The 17,980-nt window shown below is 34.6% G+C and carries 16 protein-coding genes and 1 pseudogene; 11 read left to right on the forward strand and 6 right to left on the reverse strand.

All coding sequences use genetic code 11. From position 1 onward, the window contains the following. Positions 1–16 precede the first annotated feature (16 nt). The 9 genes and pseudogenes from XJ32_RS10020 to XJ32_RS10060 all read left to right on the forward strand — a co-directional run bounded on the left by XJ32_RS10020 (position 17) and on the right by XJ32_RS10060 (position 7,908). Complete coding sequence (locus tag XJ32_RS10020; RefSeq protein ID WP_005217918.1) at positions 17–838, forward strand: gamma-glutamyl-gamma-aminobutyrate hydrolase family protein; 822 nt, start codon at positions 17–19, stop codon at positions 836–838. Continuing rightward, positions 835–1,605 carry a phosphocholine cytidylyltransferase family protein gene (locus XJ32_RS10025; RefSeq protein ID WP_077389477.1) on the forward strand — a complete coding sequence of 257 codons (771 nt, stop codon included), beginning with the start codon at positions 835–837 and terminating at the stop codon, positions 1,603–1,605. The genes XJ32_RS10020 and XJ32_RS10025 overlap by 4 nt, the downstream gene beginning before the upstream one ends. Before the next feature lies 1 nt (position 1,606). Beyond that, a complete protein-coding gene (locus tag XJ32_RS10030; RefSeq protein ID WP_077389478.1) occupies positions 1,607–2,104 on the forward strand; it encodes an adenylyl-sulfate kinase in 498 nt (165 codons plus the stop codon). A 302-nt stretch (positions 2,105–2,406) separates the two neighbouring features. Further along, positions 2,407–3,789, forward strand: a complete 1,383-nt coding sequence (locus XJ32_RS10035; RefSeq protein WP_077389480.1) for an S-adenosylmethionine:tRNA ribosyltransferase-isomerase — start codon at positions 2,407–2,409, stop codon at positions 3,787–3,789. Positions 3,790–3,842: 53 nt separating this feature from the next. After that, entirely contained in the window at positions 3,843–4,442 is a 600-nt protein-coding gene (locus XJ32_RS10040) for a hypothetical protein (RefSeq protein ID WP_077389482.1), read from the forward strand. A gap of 9 nt (positions 4,443–4,451) precedes the next feature. Next, positions 4,452–4,925 carry a lipopolysaccharide transport periplasmic protein LptA gene (gene lptA / locus XJ32_RS10045; RefSeq protein WP_005219230.1) on the forward strand — a complete coding sequence of 158 codons (474 nt, stop codon included), beginning with the start codon at positions 4,452–4,454 and terminating at the stop codon, positions 4,923–4,925. A 21-nt stretch (positions 4,926–4,946) separates the two neighbouring features. Further along, the gene (locus tag XJ32_RS10050; RefSeq protein ID WP_020995532.1) at positions 4,947–6,533 is read left to right on the forward strand and encodes a methyl-accepting chemotaxis protein; all 1,587 of its coding nucleotides are present in this window, start codon (positions 4,947–4,949) and stop codon (positions 6,531–6,533) included. An 18-nt stretch (positions 6,534–6,551) separates the two neighbouring features. Beyond that, a pseudogene (locus XJ32_RS10055) lies at positions 6,552–7,166 on the forward strand (trimeric intracellular cation channel family protein); the annotation flags it as partial. 313 nt (positions 7,167–7,479) lie between these two features. Next, positions 7,480–7,908 carry a toxin-antitoxin system YwqK family antitoxin gene (locus XJ32_RS10060; RefSeq protein ID WP_077389486.1) on the forward strand — a complete coding sequence of 143 codons (429 nt, stop codon included), beginning with the start codon at positions 7,480–7,482 and terminating at the stop codon, positions 7,906–7,908. Between the two features lie 134 nt (positions 7,909–8,042). Here XJ32_RS10060 and XJ32_RS10065 read toward each other — a convergent pair whose 3' ends face one another. From XJ32_RS10065 to tig, 4 genes are all read right to left on the reverse strand, one after another. After that, positions 8,043–8,513, reverse strand: a complete 471-nt coding sequence (locus XJ32_RS10065) for a GNAT family N-acetyltransferase (RefSeq protein WP_077389488.1) — start codon at positions 8,511–8,513, stop codon at positions 8,043–8,045. A gap of 20 nt (positions 8,514–8,533) precedes the next feature. Further along, complete coding sequence (locus XJ32_RS10070; RefSeq protein WP_077389490.1) at positions 8,534–9,550, reverse strand: 3'(2'),5'-bisphosphate nucleotidase CysQ family protein; 1,017 nt, start codon at positions 9,548–9,550, stop codon at positions 8,534–8,536. A gap of 1 nt (position 9,551) precedes the next feature. Next, positions 9,552–11,669, reverse strand: a complete 2,118-nt coding sequence (locus tag XJ32_RS10075; RefSeq protein WP_254422361.1) for a polyribonucleotide nucleotidyltransferase — start codon at positions 11,667–11,669, stop codon at positions 9,552–9,554. A gap of 438 nt (positions 11,670–12,107) precedes the next feature. Continuing rightward, positions 12,108–13,400: a trigger factor gene (tig, locus tag XJ32_RS10080; RefSeq protein WP_077389495.1), complete on the reverse strand. Its 1,293-nt coding sequence runs from the start codon at positions 13,398–13,400 to the stop codon at positions 12,108–12,110. An 80-nt stretch (positions 13,401–13,480) separates the two neighbouring features. Between tig and fliI the strand changes: the two genes are divergently transcribed. Continuing rightward, positions 13,481–14,848 (forward strand): flagellar protein export ATPase FliI, encoded by a 1,368-nt coding sequence (gene fliI, locus XJ32_RS10085; protein ID WP_005219287.1) that lies wholly within the window; start codon positions 13,481–13,483, stop codon positions 14,846–14,848. A 192-nt stretch (positions 14,849–15,040) separates the two neighbouring features. Here the strand turns inward: fliI and XJ32_RS10090 are convergent, their stop codons facing one another. Beyond that, the gene (locus XJ32_RS10090; protein WP_077389499.1) at positions 15,041–15,223 is read right to left on the reverse strand and encodes a hypothetical protein; all 183 of its coding nucleotides are present in this window, start codon (positions 15,221–15,223) and stop codon (positions 15,041–15,043) included. A 268-nt stretch (positions 15,224–15,491) separates the two neighbouring features. Here XJ32_RS10090 and XJ32_RS13250 point away from each other — a divergent pair, with 268 nt between their 5' ends. Continuing rightward, positions 15,492–15,614 (forward strand): hypothetical protein, encoded by a 123-nt coding sequence (locus XJ32_RS13250; protein WP_302475934.1) that lies wholly within the window; start codon positions 15,492–15,494, stop codon positions 15,612–15,614. Positions 15,615–15,801: 187 nt separating this feature from the next. Here XJ32_RS13250 and XJ32_RS10095 read toward each other — a convergent pair whose 3' ends face one another. Beyond that, the gene (locus tag XJ32_RS10095; RefSeq protein WP_437339612.1) at positions 15,802–17,754 is read right to left on the reverse strand and encodes a methyl-accepting chemotaxis protein; all 1,953 of its coding nucleotides are present in this window, start codon (positions 17,752–17,754) and stop codon (positions 15,802–15,804) included. Positions 17,755–17,980 lie beyond the last annotated feature (226 nt).

Consider the following 17,980-nt stretch of genomic DNA (forward strand, 5'->3'; position numbering starts at 1 on the left):
TAAATTAAGGTAAAGCATGAAAAAAAGATATATAGCGATTTCACAGCGACTTTATAGCATGAAAGAATATAATGAAATAAGAGAATCTTTAGCAATAGATTGGGGGCAGTTTTTTGCGATACAATTGCATGATTTTCTTATGTTGCCTTTAAGTTATAAGCAAGATATTGCCCCTTATTTGCCTGATATTGCGGGGGTTATACTTAGTGGTGGGAATGATTTAAGCGTTTGTAATGAGACGCCTTTGAATAAAGAAAGAGATATTTTTGAGACAAATCTTATAGATTTATGCATAAAAGATTCTATCCCTTTGCTTGGGGTCTGTCGTGGAGCACAAATGATCGCTTATTATTTTAACTCACAGATTACCCCTTGTAAAAATCATGTAGGGTTGCATGAAGTTACACAGAATTTAGAATCTCAACCATTTGGGCGGGTGCAGGGCGTAGGGGTGCAAGATAATGAGAATTTAGAATCTACTATTAAAGTAGGCGGGTTGCAAGTTTTAGAAAACAAGACAAAGAATCTAGATTTTGTAAATTACGCCCTAAACCCCGCAGCCCACCCAGATTTAAGAGAGAATCTAGAAACTACACAAAGATTTATCACAAACTCATTTCATAATTATGCTATTACAGAATTAGGCGATGGGCTTATAGCCTTAGCAATCAGCAGTGATACAAAAGATTACAGCATTGAATCTTTTAAGCATAAATCTCACAATATTTTTGGGATTATGTGGCACATAGAAAGAGAGAGGGGTATGGAAAATAGCGAAGTGTTTCAAAAATGGAAAAATACACTTTATGCAAACTCTAATAATAAGGATATAAAATGAAAGCAATCATTCTAGCAGCAGGATTTGGACAAAGGCTAATGCCCCTTACGCAAGATGTGCCAAAATGTATGGTGTGCTACAAGGATAAACGCATTATCGATTATGCTTTAAATGCAATGTTTGAGGCGGGGATAGAAGAGGTTTGCATTATTGGTGGATATAAATTTGATGTATTGCAAAAATATATAGAATCTAAAAGTTTAACAAATATAAGATTCTATAAAAATGAAAACTACGCAAACACAAATATGGTTACAACGCTCTTTTGTGCGAAGGAATTTTTACTTGAATGTGTAGAGAAAAGGCAGGATTTACTCGTATCTTACGCAGATATTGTGTATTTTAGCGATATTGTAAAAAAGCTTATGATATGTGATTATGACTTAGGTATCGTTGTAGATAAAGCATGGCGTAAGCTTTGGAGTTTGAGATTTGAAGATCCATTAAGTGATGCAGAGACTTTGAGGCTTTGTGGTGAAAAGATCATTGAATTAGGCAAAAAGCCAAAGGATTATAGCGAGATAGAAGGGCAATACATTGGACTTTTTAGAATCTCACATAGCTTTCTAGCAAAAGTTATAGAGTGTTATGAGAATCTTGATAGGAATGCAGAATATGATTCTAAAGATTTTAACAACATGTATATGACAAGCTTTTTGCAGCTACTCATTGACACCTATCATAATGCCTATATGGTAGAGACTTTTGGGAACTGGTGCGAGATTGATTTTAAAAGCGATTTAGATATTGATTTTATAAGGGGTTAGCATGACAAAAAGCGGACTAATATTTATTACTGGACTTAGTGGCAGCGGGAAAAGCACATTAGCAAAAGCACTGATACAAAAAATCAATGAAGTTTATAATACAAAGGCGATTTTTCTTGATGGTGATAGTTTGCGTGAATGTGTAGGCAATACAGATTATAGTAAAGATGGCAGGGAAAAGATGTCAATGTATTATGTCCGCACAGCAAAAATGCTAGTAGAACAAGGCTTTATCGTGGTGTTAGCTACAATATCTATGTTTGAATCTATAAGGAAGTTTAATAGAGAGAATTTTACTAACTATCTTGAAGTATATCTCAATGTTAATGTAGATATTTTGCGGTTAAGAGATAGTAAGGGCTATTATAAAGATGGTGTCGATAATATGGCGTTTATGCAAGGCTTAGTTGCCCCAACACAAAGTGATTTAGTCTTTTATGATGATTTTGATAGCAAAAAAGCAATAGATGAGATAATAGAAAAGACACAAGGGTTTTGAGTGTAAAACTTTTGGGTAGATCATTTGTGAGTTATTAAGCATATGTAAGCAATCTTACATTGATTGCTTGTGCAATATTAGTTTAATCTACAAATTCATGTCATCTCTCTTTATCAGATGTAAGAAAAAGATTATCCAGCAGAAAATATTAAACTTTAGATTTTAAGAATATGATGATCCAATATTCTAAACACTTACCATTTCAACAAATTAAGGGGAGATATCATCTTTTACACAAATTACACTATAAAATCGTATTTAGAATGTAGAATAACGAAATAAGAAATCAATAGGATAATCCCATGTCAAAAGATTTAGATTTATCAAGTTATGATTTTACATTACCAAATGATTTGATTGCAACAGAGCCTATCAAACCAAAAGAAAATGCTAAGCTCTTAATCTATCATAATGGTAAAATAACACATACGACATTTTATGAATTATTTAACTATATCCCAAAAGATTATCTCATTGTGTTAAATGATACAAGGGTGATAAATGCAAGACTTTTTGCAAATAAACTCTCTTTAGAATCTCTTCATAAAACACAGATTCTAAACGACTTAATACTCCCAACAAAAAGAGAAATATTCTATCATAAACACCTTTCCAATAATCTTCATTTAGTCCAAATAAAAGGTAAGGCAAAATTGCATGATATTTTTACATTGCAATATAACAATACAAATGTATTTATACAAGTAGTAGATATAAAAGATGATGGATATAAAGTCGTTTCCTTTTTTACACTAAATGATGAGTTTAGTTTAAAGAGTAATTTACAAAACAATTTCACTACAACAAATAATCTAGCATTACATAATGATTTAAATATGCAAAATAATTTAGCCCTAAATAATTCTACTTTACATAATGATTTCACTCTAAACAAGACTTTAACTCAAAATAACAATGAAAATCTAAAAAATCACTCAACACAAAACAACAAAAACCACAATAACAATAAAGATTCCACTCAAAATAGTAGTAAAGTTTTAAACAACGCCTTAAATCTACAAAAACTCCTAGCATTAAAACAATTAAAACAAAACATTCTATCACAAGAAAAAGTTTTATCCCTGTTGCAAACATGTGGCAATATCCCCTTACCACCCTATATGAAACGAGAAAGCATAGAAAAAGATTCTAAAGATTATCAAAGCATTTTTGCTAGAAATGAAGGTTCAGTAGCAGCACCCACTGCAAGTTTGCATTTTTCAGAATCTATGTTTAAATATTTAAAAGAAAACTATAATCATGCGTTTGTAACCCTGCATGTTGGGGCAGGCACTTTTAAACCTATAACTTGTGAGAATATATTAAATCATAAAATACACACAGAATCTTGCATAATCGCAAAAAAAGAAGCACAAAAGATTCTAGAATCTAAAAAGATTCTATGTGTTGGCACGACTGCTATGCGTAGTGTAGAATGGCTTATAAGAGAGAATGTGGCACAGATAGAAAATGATATTATAGGCGAGAATGCGATATTTCTAAACCCATTTAATCCACCTAAAAAAGTAAAAGCTTTGCTTACAAACTTTCATTTACCAAAATCAAGTCTATTAATGCTTGTAAGTAGCATTATCGGTAGAAAAGAAACACTTAGAATCTATGAAGAAGCAATAGCACATAAATACAGATTCTATTCCTATGGCGATGGTATGCTTATTATTTAATTGTGTATAATATTTGCTTATTAGAATTTTAAGATATTTACAAAGGTTAGAATATGGCTTTTATGCGGGGCAAAGAGCTTACAAAATGGCGTATTTTCATACTCAAGAAATATATAAAGTTTAAGATATTTTTACATAATATAGATTATATTCTTGTATTTTTTATTGCCCTTTTATTGTTTAGCTTTGCTTCCTTGCTACTTTTTAAGCAAAAAGGTGTTCAATATGATTATGCAGAAGAGATTCCAAAGCTTGAGATGTTTGACTTTACCCTGCATCGCTTTAATGCAGAGCATGTCGATATGATTGTAAAAGCAAGTAGGGGTATGCAATATAAAGATAAGGAAGTATATATTGACTTTTTTGGCAGTCGCTTTAATGAGGATTTAAGCACAGAGACACTAGAGGGACAGGAAGTCTGGCATAAAGGTGAAGAATATGACTTTGTAAATGGAATCAATTATACAAAAAGTCCAGATAGAAAGTTTTTTTCAGAAAAAGGTGTATATAATACGCTAACCGAAGTATTCATAGGAAAAGGGAAATTTTTCATAGAAGATACAGATATGACAACAAATGGGGAAAACATATTCTATGATAAAGAAACAGATGTTATCAAAGCAAAAAATATTAAAACAACACTTATAAGATAAGGGATAGAAATGAAAAGATACTATATGATTCTATGTATTTTTGCGTTAAATCTTATGTATGCAGCAAAACCCGATGTGATTGACATTGTGGCACAGAACTTTCAAAGCGTTGGGAATGTAACGACTATTACAGGTAATGTAGATATTAAAAAAGGGAGTGATAGACTCTTTGCTGATAAAGTCATAGTCTATACGGATAAGGCAAGAAAGCCTTTAAAATATGAAGCCATAGGTAATGTAAGATTTAGCATTATCACAACAGATAAAAGAGAGCTAAAAGGTAAATCAAATAGACTTGTATATCAAGTAAAGCAAAATGAATACAGGCTGTATGATAATGCCTTTGTAGAAGAGATAGGTAAGCCAAATGTATTAAAAGGCGATGAGATAGTGCTATCTGGTAGTGGGGATTATGCCAATATTGTAGGCAAAAAGAAAGCCCCAGCAAGAGTTACCTTTACGCTTGATAAAGATGATGAATAAAATTAGTAAGTGGGAGATATTATGCTAAAGACTTTTCGCTCTAAAGTGCTTTTTACTCTTTTTATTTTTATTGTATGTGGTTTTGGTGGGCTTTATTTAACCATTGCAAATGGTTTTAATAAAATGGCAGCAAAAGAGGGGAAAGAAATCGCACAGATGATTGGAGATTCTGTATTTCAAACTATACGCATGGGTATGAATATCGGTGTGCGAGAAGTTATGGATGCAGGTATTGAAGAAGCAAGTAAGATTGAAGGGATAGAATCTATCTCAATATATCGGGCAAAAAGCATTGATGAAATATGGGGAGAAAGAGATTCTAAAAGCATTCCCGCTGATATAGAAAAGATATTTAGCACAAAGGAGCAATATCTTGATAGTGGCACACATAAGGGTAGCTTTACTCTTAAAAAGCCCCTTATTGCCAATGAAAGCTGCCTTGAGTGCCATGCAAATGTAAAACAAGGCGATGTGCTTGGCGTCTTAGATCTTAATATATCTTTAGGTAGTATGTATGACCAAATCGATGAAACACAGACCTACTTGCTTCTTACAATGGTTGGTGCTGGGATTTTTGCCCTTGTTGGATTATATGTCTTTTTTGAGAGAGAGTTGGTAAAACCGCTGAATAATCTAAGAGATATGGCAAAGGATCTAACAGAAGGTGGAAGCGGTGATTTGACAAAGCGAATCGCCATTAAAAGTCAAGATGAAGTGGGCATTACCTCAACCTATGTAAATCGCTTTATAGAAACGATACAAAATACTATATCACTCAGCAAAGGTGTGAGTGAAGAGAATACTACAACATGCCTTATGCTTTCAGAAATCGCTGAAACTTTGTCAAAAAATGCGGATAAGCAATTTGTGCTTGTAGATAAAGTCAATATCCTTACACATGAAGTAGGCAAACAGCTAGATATTGTGGAGCAAACCACAAGCCATACAATCCATGATATTGATGATACAGAAGCGACTTTAGTGGAATTCACTACAAAACTTCAAGATTCTATAAATCTCATTACAGAACTAGCGAGAAATCAAGAAAGCGTTGTAGCCCATGTCGATGACTTAACCACACATGCGAACCACATTAGAGAAGTTATATCTATCATTAATGATATTTCCGATCAAACAAATGTATTAGCATTGAATGCAGCAATAGAGGCAGCAAGGGCTGGAGAGCATGGCAGAAGCTTTGCTGTCGTAGCAGATGAGGTAAAGCAACTAGCAGAACGCACGAGAAAATCACTCGGTGAGATTAGCAGTAATGTAAATCTTGTAACACAAAGTATAAACGACATGCAGCATACAATCATTGCAGTAGCAGATTCTATGCGAACTATCACAGATACCACAGAGCCTTTAATCATACATGCAAACGATACAAAAGATAAGCTAAAAATCACAAAAGACAATTCATTGAAACTAAAAGAGATAAATAATGCCATCGTGCAAAGCACAAGCGATTTAAACACCATGATGAATGATATGATGTCGCATAGTGAAAGCACGCAAGCAGTAGGGCATAATATCCACGATGTCGTAAATGAAATGACACAAAAAGCACAATTGCTAGAAGATTCTATCTCAAAGTTTAAGACTTAAAAGTTAAGAGAATAACACATGATATTGCAAATACTCTATATTATAGCAATCGTTTCAGAATCTATCACAGGGGCATTAGCAGCTGGTAGGTATAAAATGGATCTCTTTGGCGTTTTGCTTATATCCTTAGTAACGGCTATTGGCGGTGGGACGATACGCGATATTTTACTCAATATGCACCCTATGACTTGGGTAAAACACCCTGAATATGTCATCATGCTATGCTTTTTTAGCATGCTTACAACTCGTATCCCATACTTTTTTGCTAACCTTAGTCGCCTTTTCTTATTGCTTGATGCAGTAGGCTTAATCGCCTTTAGCATTATCGGCGTAGATAAGGCAGCAGAGCATGGCTTTGGCTTTGTGATTTGTGTCATCGCTGGGGTTGTAACGGGCATTTCTGGTGGAATCTTACGCGATATTTTGTGTAATAAAATACCACTTGTCTTTCAAAAAGAACTCTATGCAAGTGTATCTATTGTCGCATGTATGCTGTATTATTGCCTTTATTTTTACACACCTATTCCTAATGATATTGCCGTTATTATTACGCTAATTTTTGGTTTTTCATTTCGTGTGATTGCTTTGCATTATGAGCTTAGCTTGCCAGTCTTTTCATTTGATGAGACAAAATTGCCACATGATAAGCAAAAAGACACAAGACAATCTTATAAAAAAGATTCTCTAGATTCTAAAGATTTTACAGAATCTAAGAATACAAAAGATTCTAAAAAAAGAGAATAAATAGCATTTGGTTTAACTAGGCAAAGAAGCTAAAGTCTAGATTCTATAAAACTATTTTAAAATAACACTAAAATACAGAATCTATAATGAATCAATTATATTTATTCTACTTTTACGATAAATGTCCTAAAAAAACTTGATTTTTTTGTAAAACCACCACAGATTCTATGTAAGAATCATATTTCAAATTGAAAGGCAGCAGATGAAATCTCTTGGACTGATTAAAAAGGCTTTAGTTGGTAGTATAGCTACATTATGTATAGCAAGTATTGCGTATGGTGAAGAGCTAAAAGTATGTGAGACCAAACAGGATAAAATGAGTGGGTGTATAGAGATGATTGAGGGTGAAGAATCCTATACAAACACTCCCTATAAAAACGGAAAGTTGAATGGTGTGGTTGTTGAGCATGATGAAAATTGTCAGCCGATATATGTAATGAAAACACCTTATGTGAATGATAAAAAAGAAGGTGAAGCAAAGTTTCTTATAGGTGATAATTTAGTTGCTACTATAAAGTATTCTAATGGTAAATTTGTTTCTGCTAAATGCACGAACGGCAAGACTTTGTCACAAGGTGCTGTTGAAAGTATAAATATGGAATATACAGGTTGCGAGAATGTATGTGAATAACATATAATGCTAAGCACTCATTCTAGCTTCTATCCGCTAGAAACTTGTTTCTTGTTGTTGTTTGGGGATCTGTAGGTGAAAAACTTTTCGGACTCCATGCTAAATGTTTGGCTATGGGCTCAAAATGTTGAAGATTAAGATTCTAAAACACAATGATAAATGCGGTTATTAAAGCCAAAAACATCATAAGCCATGCTATGAAGCACAAAGCCAAACTTCTCATAAAAACCACATAAATCACTGCAAAGATATAGATTGCTAAAACCTGCATTTTTGCAATCTCTTTTTGCTTTCCCAATAAGCATGCTTGCAATACCATTGTTGCGATAGGTTTCTTCCACATATAATGCCACTAAAAATGGATAAAGATTTGCACATGAGACAAAATCTTGCAATGCTATACCAACACAACCAATAATCTTTCTGTCTTTATCTATTGCAAAAAGAAAATGTGGGATAAAATCGCTTGTTTTAACACAACATTGCAAAACTTCTTTATAAAAGTTTTCTGATTTCTCATCTGCCCATGCTTTTAGCAGAAAAATTTGTGCTTTCTCTAGCAAACTTGGATTATCTTTTAGGGAGCAAATAGATATTTCTTGCATACACTCGCCTTTATTTACTATCAAGATTCAATAATATCCCTATAAATATCACCATTTTTATGTGATTTTGCAAACGCTACAAAATGATTATTGCGGATATTTTCCTTATTATAACACAAGGGCTTTTTTGTCTGTAAATCAAGCGTAATCCCACCTGATTCTAGTAAAATAATCTCACTTGCGGCAGTATCCCATTCACTCGTGCCATTCATACGCGGATAAATATCAGCAATACCACTTGCTAACGCACAAATCTTAAGTGATGAGCCTCTCTTTAACACAAGGGCATTATATCTTTGTAGGAACTCTCCTGTCGCCTTTGTGCTATGGTGGATAGAGTCGCAAGCAAGAAGCCTTTTTTGATTAGCTAGGGGTATAGAATCTATTTTCTCAAAACTCTCTGCACTTTTAGAAGCATGGCTAGATTCTATATACTCATCAATATTTTTTCGAATCTCTTGTTTAATATGAGAATCTACGCCACTTAAAAACTCTAAATTATCTCCATAAATCTTTTTTACATACTCTTTTGCAAGTAGAATCTTATGCGTTTTAAGCCATTCAATACGAGATTTTTTCTCAAGATTCATACACGCAAAGTTTTTAAAATCATAAATATTATATGAAAAGCTACCAAAGCCTTTTAAGCCAATATAGGCTTCATAAAGGCAAGGGGCATATACGACACCAAGTGCGACTTCATTTTTATGCAATAAAGCAATATTTATTGTAAAGTTGCCATTGCCGCTTATAAAATCCTTTGTGCCATCAAGCGGGTCAATAAGCCAAAAATACTCTAAATCCTTTCTTTCATTATACTCTAAAACTGCTTCTTCAGAACATACCTTATATGGGCTTATTGCTTGTAAATGCTGTGTAATATAAGCATTAGATTCTAAATCTGCTTGTGTTAAAGGGCTTTTATCTGCCTTTTGTATATGTGTAGTATCACCATGGAATTTCATAATGATTTTTCCAGCCTCAATAGCTATGCAAAGGGTTTTATAAGCTAGATTTTCAAAACTCTCTACTTGCATATTAAACCCCTAAATTTTCTGCATTCTCTTCTTTTTTGTCTATAATCTCTAACTCAGTCTTACCATAACTACAACTTAGAATCCTAACAGATAAAGCTTGACCTATTTGCAACTCTTCTTGCATGGAAATAGTCCTTAAGATTCCATTACCACCTTGTGCTAAATCCACTAGAAAGCCAGATTCTACTTGCTTACTCACTACACCCTCAATACATTCTCCAACTTTATAGGGCAACTCTTTTTTCTCTTTTTTGCGTAAAAGATCAAGTATGAAATTTTTTGCATTCTGCATGGAATCTTTATTATTTGCACTAATATGCACGATACCTTCATCTTTATCGATGTTGATACTAACTTGAAAGCGAGAGATAATATCGCGTATAGTCCGCCCACCCTGCCCGATTATCTCCCCAATGCTTGTGTGTGGCACACAAAAGCTCTCTTTTTGCGGGAGTAACTCATAGTTTGGCTTAATCTCTACATTTCGCATGAGTGAGAGAATATGTAGTATCCCTTCCCTTGCTTGCTCTAGGCTTTGGTTTAGTATAGATTCACTAAGTCCATGTATCTTTATATCAAGCTGCAAGGCACTAAAGCCTTTTTCATTCCCAGCAATCTTAAAATCCATGTCGCCATCAAAGTCTTCTAAGCCCATAATATCGCTTAGTATCGCAAATCTCTCTTCACTCTCATAGATTAGCCCCATTGCAATACCTGCTACCATATTGTGCATTTTTATATCCGCACCAAGCAAAGCAAGGCTAGCCCCGCATACACTCGCCATAGAGCTTGAGCCATTTGACTGCAATATCTCTGATACAAGGCGGATAGTATGTGGCGTATTTGCTACATTAGATTCTATTGCCTTTAGTGCAAGATTGCCATGTCCTAACTCTCGTCTTGAACTTGCCCCAATAGGATAGGCTTCGCCGACACTAAATGGGGGGAAGTTATAATGGAATATAATCTTACTTTTGCCCTGAGTTAGAATGCCCTCTTGTGTTTGTGCGTCATTTTGACTGCCTAGAGTGCAGGTAACAAGGGCTTGTGTCTGCCCCCGTGTGAAACAAGCGCTGCCATGTGTCTTAGGCAAAAGATTAGATTCTATACTTATCTCTCGTATTTCTCTCAAAGCTCTGCCATCAGCCCTTTTACCCTCGTTTAGAATCATGCTTCGCATAATCTCTTTTTTGATAGCAAATACATGCTTTGCTACAATTTCACGCTCAAGATTGTGTGTCTGTGAAATCTCTTTAATAAGGGCTATAAGCTGTGTGTGTCGCTCTGTCTTTGACATGCTGCATAGACACTCTTTTATAGAATCTGTGTATTCTTTTTCTAAGCTTTCTTTCAAGGCTAAATCCAGCTTATTGCTACCCTCATATTCTCTTTTTTCTAACACAAAAGGCTCAAAATGCTTCATATACAGCATTGACATAGTTTCTATATGTTTTTTTGCTAGGTTTATCGCTTTGAGTAAGTCATCTTTGCTAATTTCATTTGCATTTTCTATTATAGAATCTTTATTTTGTGTAGTTGTTTTTAAGCTTTGCATTTCTATCATGCTAACATTATTATTTATGCAGCTTACAAATAAATCTAGTTTAGATTCTAAAAGATCATTTAAATCATCACAAAGACTAAACTCATCATCACGCCGCATAACCCTTATGCCATTTAGAATCCCTTTTTGTGTTAGCGGAATGCTTGAGAGATACAGACAAATACTTGCTAGATTCATAGCTTTTTGACATATATCAATCTTATTATCATAGCTCATTACAAGTATTGTGATTTGCACAGGATAGGGATAGTCTTTTGGGAAAAGTGGGCGAAGACTTCTATCGATTAAACGCGAGATTAGAATCTCATTATCACTTGGTTTGCCCTCTTTTTTAAGGAAGCCTTGCGGGATTTTACCGATAGCATACATTTTCTCAACATATTGGACGCTAAGGGGTAAGAAGTCTTCACTACTTGGATTCTCATAATCTACACAAACACTGCATAACAATACGCTACCACCAACCTTTAGCATAACCGACCTATCCGCAAGTGTCGCATATTTATCAAGTATATATGTCTCTGTTTGGGTGTTAGTAATCTCAATGATTTTCATAGCTATCCTTGTAAAAAATAAATATGGCAAAAATAAGATAATTGTAACAAATATTTGTGTAGATAGGATGTTTAGCTTTTTTTGAATTGAGTTTAAAAGGAATTTTCATATATTTACATGAATTGTAAAATTGTAACGCTTGATTTTAGTATTGATTATCAAATATAATATTTCAAGCTCATCTATTAGAATTTAGCCCATTCAAACTATTCTTAATGTAATTTATTACGCCAATATATGAATAAAATAAAACAAGAAAAACATCACACATAAAAACATGTTGTAAAATCTTGCATATTTCATAAACGAGAATATAAAAAAGGGAATAAAATAAGGCATTAAAAAACCACTCTAACTTCACATTAAAGCCAGAATGATGTTATCTTCAATTATTTCAATGTGTATTGAGAAAAACAGGGGAAGAGGTTATGAGAAATATTACTTAATCCCATTATGCTTATCAAGCAAGTGCGTGATAACTCTGTCTTCGATGATTGCCATTTTTACTGCTGGTAGAAGGTTGTTCTTGCGATAATGCTCGATTACTTCTTGTGGATTTTGTCCGCTCATCATGGATTCATAATAAAGCGTTTGAAATACTTCATTATCATCTACGCTGATTTTCTCTTGCTTTGCGAGTTTATCCACGACAAAAGTAACTTTTACACTCATCTCAGCCTTTGGTCTTTGTGCTTCTCTTAGCTCTTTTACCTTATCTTCATTACCCCTTAAAGCTTCAATTTCTTCTTGCTTCATGCTAGATATTTCATTATTAAGCAATACATTCATTTCTTGTTCTAAAATATTTTCTGGTAAATCAAATGTGAATTTCTTTGCGATATTTTCTAGGGCTTCTTCTTTTAGCTTTTCATTATAAAGATTCATTTTAGATTCTCTCTCTAAATCTTTTTTGATTTGATCTTTTAGTGTTGCAAGAGTATTCTCTTCTTTATCACCTAGAATAGCCTTTGCAAAGGCATCATCAATAGTTACTTCATCTTTTTGCTTGATAGCATGTAGTTTTACCTTAAATTGCACGGCTTTTCCTGCAAGATTTGGGGCTTGATAATTCTCTGGGAAAGTTACATCAATCATCTTTTCTTCACCCACACTCATGCCAATCAAAGCATCTTCAAAGCCGGGGATAAACTGATTGGAACCAATTGTTAAATCAAACTTTTCTGCCTTGCCACCATCAAATGCCTTGCCATCTAAAAACCCTTCAAAATCAATATGCGCTATATGTCCGCTTTTTAGCTTTTTAGCTTTTGATGGCACGACTGGAGCACGATTTTTTGCGAGTTGCTCTAATCGCTCATCTACTTGCTTGTCAGTGATTTTTTCAGGTTTAAATTTTGGCATACAAGAGATTGCATCATCAACGCTAAATGTCGGTGTAATGCCAATTTTAAGCTCAATATCAATACCGCTTTCACTTTCTTCAAACTTTGAGATAAGCGGCTGCCCTATCACATCTTTTTCGGTGATATTTAATGCCTTAATAGCATTCGCAAAAAACTCATTAATGCTTTGCTGACGAGATTCTTCAAGCAGACTATCTTTATATCGCTCTTTTACAATACGCACTGGGACTTTACCTTTTCTAAAGCCATCTAGCTTCATAGTCTTTGCATACTTGCTTGCAAGTGTTTCAATGTGCTTATTAATCGTTTCAATAGCGATTTTTCCACTTGCTTTTGCATTTGCTTCATTAATTCTTTCTGTATTCATAACTATCCTTAAGGGTTTTTAAGTATAATTTCGTATTGTAACCAAATTTTTATTGTTTGTAAATCTTTTAAGGAGCAAAAATGTCTAAAACACATGATAACAACGCAAAACAACAAACTATTAAAATTGCTTCTATTGAGAATCTAAAACAAAAACTAAGCCTTACAACGAATCTTTCGCCAAATTTTGGTGAGATTATCTCTGTGGAGACAAATATCATAAAAGCGGTGGGTTTATCGCCGAGTGTGGGCGATGTCGTATGGCTTATCCGCGGTAATGATACACGCACAGAGGGCATTGTAATCGCTACGCATAAGGAAGTCTTTAGCATTAGTCCTTTCAGCTTTACAGAAGGCTTTAAAAGTGGTGATAGAGTAATGATTGCAAAAGAGGGTTTAAATATCCCTGTGGGCGATGAGCTTTTAGGGCGAGTGATAAATCCTTTAGGTGTGCCACTTGATAGTCTTGGGGCGTTATATGCGAGTGCTTGTACCCCTATTATTAACGCACCTATTTCTGCGTTAAAGAGGGGGCTTATAGATGAAGTCTTTAGCGTGGGGGTAAAAAGCATAGATTCTTTACTTACTTGCGGTAAAGGGCAGAAAATGGGAATCTTTGCTGGGTCTGGTGTGGGTAAATCAACACTCATGGGTATGATTGTAAAAGGGAGTGCCGCGCAAATAAAGGTTGTCGCACTAATCGGGGAGCGGGGCAGAGAAGTGCCTGAATTTATTGAGAAAAACTTAGGTGGGAATCTTGAAAATACCGTGCTTGTCGTAGCAACGAGTGATGACTCGCCGCTTATGCGAAAATATGGGGCATTTTCAGCTATGGCAATAGCGGAGTTTTTTAAGGATAAAGGGCATGATGTGCTATTTATCATGGATTCTGTAACGCGTTTTGCAATGGCTCAAAGAGAGATAGGACTAGCTTTAGGAGAGCCACCAACAAGTAAGGGCTATCCGCCTTCAGTTTTAACGCTTTTGCCGCAGTTAATGGAGCGTGCTGGTAAGGAAGAGGGTAAAGGTAGCATTACCGCATTTTTTACCGTGCTTATGGAGGGCGATGACTTAAATGATCCTATTGCTGACCAAAGCAGAAGTATTTTGGACGGGCATATTATGCTTGATAGGAATCTAACAGATTTTGGAATCTATCCGCCTATTAATATCTTAAATTCATCATCAAGGGTTATGCACGATATTATCTCACAAGAGCATAAAAATGCAGCAAGGAAATTTCGCCGTATGCAAGCTCTTTTGAAAGAAAATGAAGTGCTAATCCGCATTGGTAGCTATCATAAAGGCAATGATGTCGAGCTTGATGAAGCGATTGATAAAAAAGCATTAATGGAAGAGTTTCTAGGACAAGATGAAAATATACAATCAAGTTATGAAGAAAGCATTACGCAAATGATAGAGATAGCAAATAGTGGTGGTATGCAGTAAAATTTTGTTTTGGTTTAGAAACTAGAGTAAAACTTAACTAATTTAATGTTTAAGGCTATACAGAATGTAGGGTTTGGCTGCAAATCTATCATGATTCTAACTATAAGATAGATTTGCATTGTAGTTTTTATTAAAGCTGTGTTGATTCAAGCTTTAATGCTGTGGTAAGAGACTTAGACTTAGCAGATTATCTTATAATAATCCTCTTTTTCTAAGCTCCGCTTCAAGTATTGCTCTAACCCTATCACTCTCGGCATTATTATAGCGATCCAACAACTGAGAATCACTCATTTTAGCAGCCTGCTTTCTCACTTGACTTTCCATCGCATCAGCAGCCGAATCCATAAAGCCCTTAGCCTTATCCCAAAATCCCATGATTATCCTTTATAATAAAATATACGCACATGCGGCGCAACTGAATTCTACAAAAAAAAAAAAACAAATCAAGGGTATGAAGCCTTTTTTATAATAAAACCATGATGACCATCAAAGTATAAAGAAAATGTAGTGCAAATGAGAAAAATAGCAAATAAAGGCATGAAAGACAGGGTTGTTTAGTTCTATAATATCTACAATAGTTTTATCCATAAAACAAAAATTACAACTTCATGAAGCTTTTACCCTTTTATTTCAAAGGTTCAAAATGACAAATGGGAATATTTTGCTTGTTGCAATTTGCAAAGTAAAAGGCTTACATCTAGAATCTAGTGCAACCATGGATAAAGCTTTTGCAGAGGATTTTACAAGTGATTTTTTGATGCTATAGTTATTCATTACTTAAAAAACTTATTGGAGTCTTAACTCCAGCCTTGCTAAATCCTTTTTAATCCCTTGACTAACCTATCCTCTTACATTTACAATCATTTAAAACCTCTTCTTATTCACATCTTCTAGAATCTGCATAGCAACAGAATCTACTGCAAAGCTTATCTCTTGTGAATGATTTGCAATGCTTACATTTTGTTGTGTAATGCTTTTTCTAATTGCATTATGGTTTCATTGATTTGGCTGATACCTTGTGCTTGTTCTTTTATAGATTCTGCCATATCATTTATGCTTTGAACGAGTATGTTTGTATTTGCTTCAATTTCACCCAAAGATTTCTGCGTTCTCTCTGCTAGTTTTCTTACCTCATCAGCAACGACTGCAAAGCCCCTACCATGTTCTCCTGCTCTTGCTGCTTCTATTGCTGCATTTAGTGCAAGTAAGTTTGTTTGATCGGCTATATCTCTAATAATGCTTATTACATTTTTAATATCTTCGCTTTGCGTGATAACTTCGCCTGTTCTGCTGCTTACGCTTTGCATTGAACTTGTGATTTGCTCTACTGCAGCGGCGGTTTGCTGCAAAGAGCTTGCCTGATGATTTGAGCTTTGTGAGAGTGTTTGCACTGATTCTTCTAGCTCTTTTGACTTAGATTCTAAATCTTTTGCAAACTTTTGACTTGTATGCAACATTTTTCGAATCTCTTCGCCCAAAGTGTTTGTAACGACTTCTACTCTACCACTTGCATTTTTCACCTCTGTTGTAAAGTCAAGTTGAGTAAAGCTGTCAAATACTCTTGTGATTTCATTTGCATCGCTACCAATTTTCTTCTCTAAATCATCTAGCATGTGGTTTAACACATTTTTTAATTCATTAAGCTGTGGATTATGCGGTGTTTCTGTAATACGCGCTGTGAAATCACCAGATTCTATAATCCTTGCTGTTTCCACTGACTGGGCTACGGCTTTGGAATCTTGGTCTAGTCCTAGCTTTGTTTTTTCAATATTCTCATTGATCGCTTTTGCCATTACGCCCAACTCATCGGTGGAAGAAATATCAATGGTTTGTGTATTTTTACTCTCGTGATTCAAAAATGCAAAAAAGTTAATCAAACCTTTTTGAATCTTATCGATAGGGCGTAAGAAAAAGCTAACAAGTCCAAAAATGACTGCACTCGCAAGTAATGCAAAAAGTATCCCTATGCCCACTTGCACATATCCCTGCCTTTTGATAGGTGCTTCTATATCATCAAGTGTTTCAAAACTACACAAAGTATATAGTGAAAATGTTTTATCATGCGAAGTTTTACATTGCGCAAGTCTTGTAATGCCCTTATCTTTAATCTCAAATGCCTCAAAATCACCTGTCTTTGCAGACCATTGTGCCACTTCATCAAATATCGCATTCTTCTTCATAATGATTTCTGTATCAGTCGCAAGATATGGGATATTTTTATCATCAAGCACAAAGATGGTGCTATCGTTTTTCTCACGCAAAAAGGTAAAGTAATCCTGCAAAGTAGATAATAAAATATCGACACCAACGACTGCTACAACCTTACCATTTTTTACAACCGGATAGGCATAGCTCATATTTGGCTTACCGGTTACAGAATCTTCATATACTTCAGTTTGATAAAGACCATTTTTCGCAACTGCCCCGATATACCAAGGACGCTGTGTGGCATTGTAATCATTTGTATATTTGCCCCCACGCATTCTGTATGGCAAACCCTGCTTATCAGTCCCCTCTTCAGATTCTACAATAGCTCCACTAGGAAAACCTACATAAGAGTTTAATGCACCTGTTGAATGCCTATGTGTTTGCAAGAAAGCACCAACCGCTCTTATAGCAACATCTTCGTCTTCAAACATGCTTGATGGTAAAGACTTAATAGAATTTGCCAGACCTTCTAGAGCGGTAGAATACTTTTGATTAGAATCTTGCAAGATCAAATCTACAATACGCAATTCATTCGCTTGTGATAATATCGCATTTTCCATAGACTTGCTTTTTTGCATAGCCATAGTAATTATGCTTAAAGTAATAATGCCAAGCATAATAACCGCTACTGCAACGAGTGCAACTTTTGTCTTAATGCTCATCTGTTTCATAGGTTCTCCCTTATTTAAGAATCTCATGCTACATTCTACAAGATAGTGAAAAATTTCATACTACATTCTACACTGCCTTGTGTAGTGAATGTTAATTTAATGTAAAGTGAATTTGACATAAGCAGAGATTATTACACATAAATAATTAAAATTATGTTTATCTCATTAAAAAAGTTTATATTTGAATATATTGTTATTCTTTAGTGTTACATTTTTATACTTTTTTGGAATATTCCTATGGGTTTATGATCTT

Source organism: Helicobacter bilis, from assembly GCF_001999985.1.
GTDB classification, from domain to species: domain Bacteria; phylum Campylobacterota; class Campylobacteria; order Campylobacterales; family Helicobacteraceae; genus Helicobacter_A; species Helicobacter_A rappini.

Coding starts and splice junctions, on each gene's coding strand:
- XJ32_RS10035 (WP_077389480.1), top strand. CDS start 2,407: ATGTCAAAAGATTTAGATTTATCAAGTTATGATTTTACATTACCAAAT.
- XJ32_RS10040 (WP_077389482.1), top strand. CDS start 3,843: ATGGCTTTTATGCGGGGCAAAGAGCTTACAAAATGGCGTATTTTCATA.
- XJ32_RS10060 (WP_077389486.1), top strand. CDS start 7,480: ATGAAATCTCTTGGACTGATTAAAAAGGCTTTAGTTGGTAGTATAGCT.
- XJ32_RS10065 (WP_077389488.1), bottom strand. CDS start 8,513: ATGCAAGAAATATCTATTTGCTCCCTAAAAGATAATCCAAGTTTGCTA.
- XJ32_RS10090 (WP_077389499.1), bottom strand. CDS start 15,223: ATGGGATTTTGGGATAAGGCTAAGGGCTTTATGGATTCGGCTGCTGAT.
- lptA (WP_005219230.1), top strand. CDS start 4,452: ATGAAAAGATACTATATGATTCTATGTATTTTTGCGTTAAATCTTATG.
- tig (WP_077389495.1), bottom strand. CDS start 13,400: ATGAATACAGAAAGAATTAATGAAGCAAATGCAAAAGCAAGTGGAAAA.
- XJ32_RS10070 (WP_077389490.1), bottom strand. CDS start 9,550: ATGCAAGTAGAGAGTTTTGAAAATCTAGCTTATAAAACCCTTTGCATA.
- XJ32_RS10030 (WP_077389478.1), top strand. CDS start 1,607: ATGACAAAAAGCGGACTAATATTTATTACTGGACTTAGTGGCAGCGGG.
- XJ32_RS10025 (WP_077389477.1), top strand. CDS start 835: ATGAAAGCAATCATTCTAGCAGCAGGATTTGGACAAAGGCTAATGCCC.
- XJ32_RS13250 (WP_302475934.1), top strand. CDS start 15,492: ATGACAAATGGGAATATTTTGCTTGTTGCAATTTGCAAAGTAAAAGGC.
- XJ32_RS10020 (WP_005217918.1), top strand. CDS start 17: ATGAAAAAAAGATATATAGCGATTTCACAGCGACTTTATAGCATGAAA.
- XJ32_RS10050 (WP_020995532.1), top strand. CDS start 4,947: ATGCTAAAGACTTTTCGCTCTAAAGTGCTTTTTACTCTTTTTATTTTT.
- fliI (WP_005219287.1), top strand. CDS start 13,481: ATGTCTAAAACACATGATAACAACGCAAAACAACAAACTATTAAAATT.
- XJ32_RS10075 (WP_254422361.1), bottom strand. CDS start 11,669: ATGAAAATCATTGAGATTACTAACACCCAAACAGAGACATATATACTT.
- XJ32_RS10095 (WP_437339612.1), bottom strand. CDS start 17,754: ATGAGATTCTTAAATAAGGGAGAACCTATGAAACAGATGAGCATTAAG.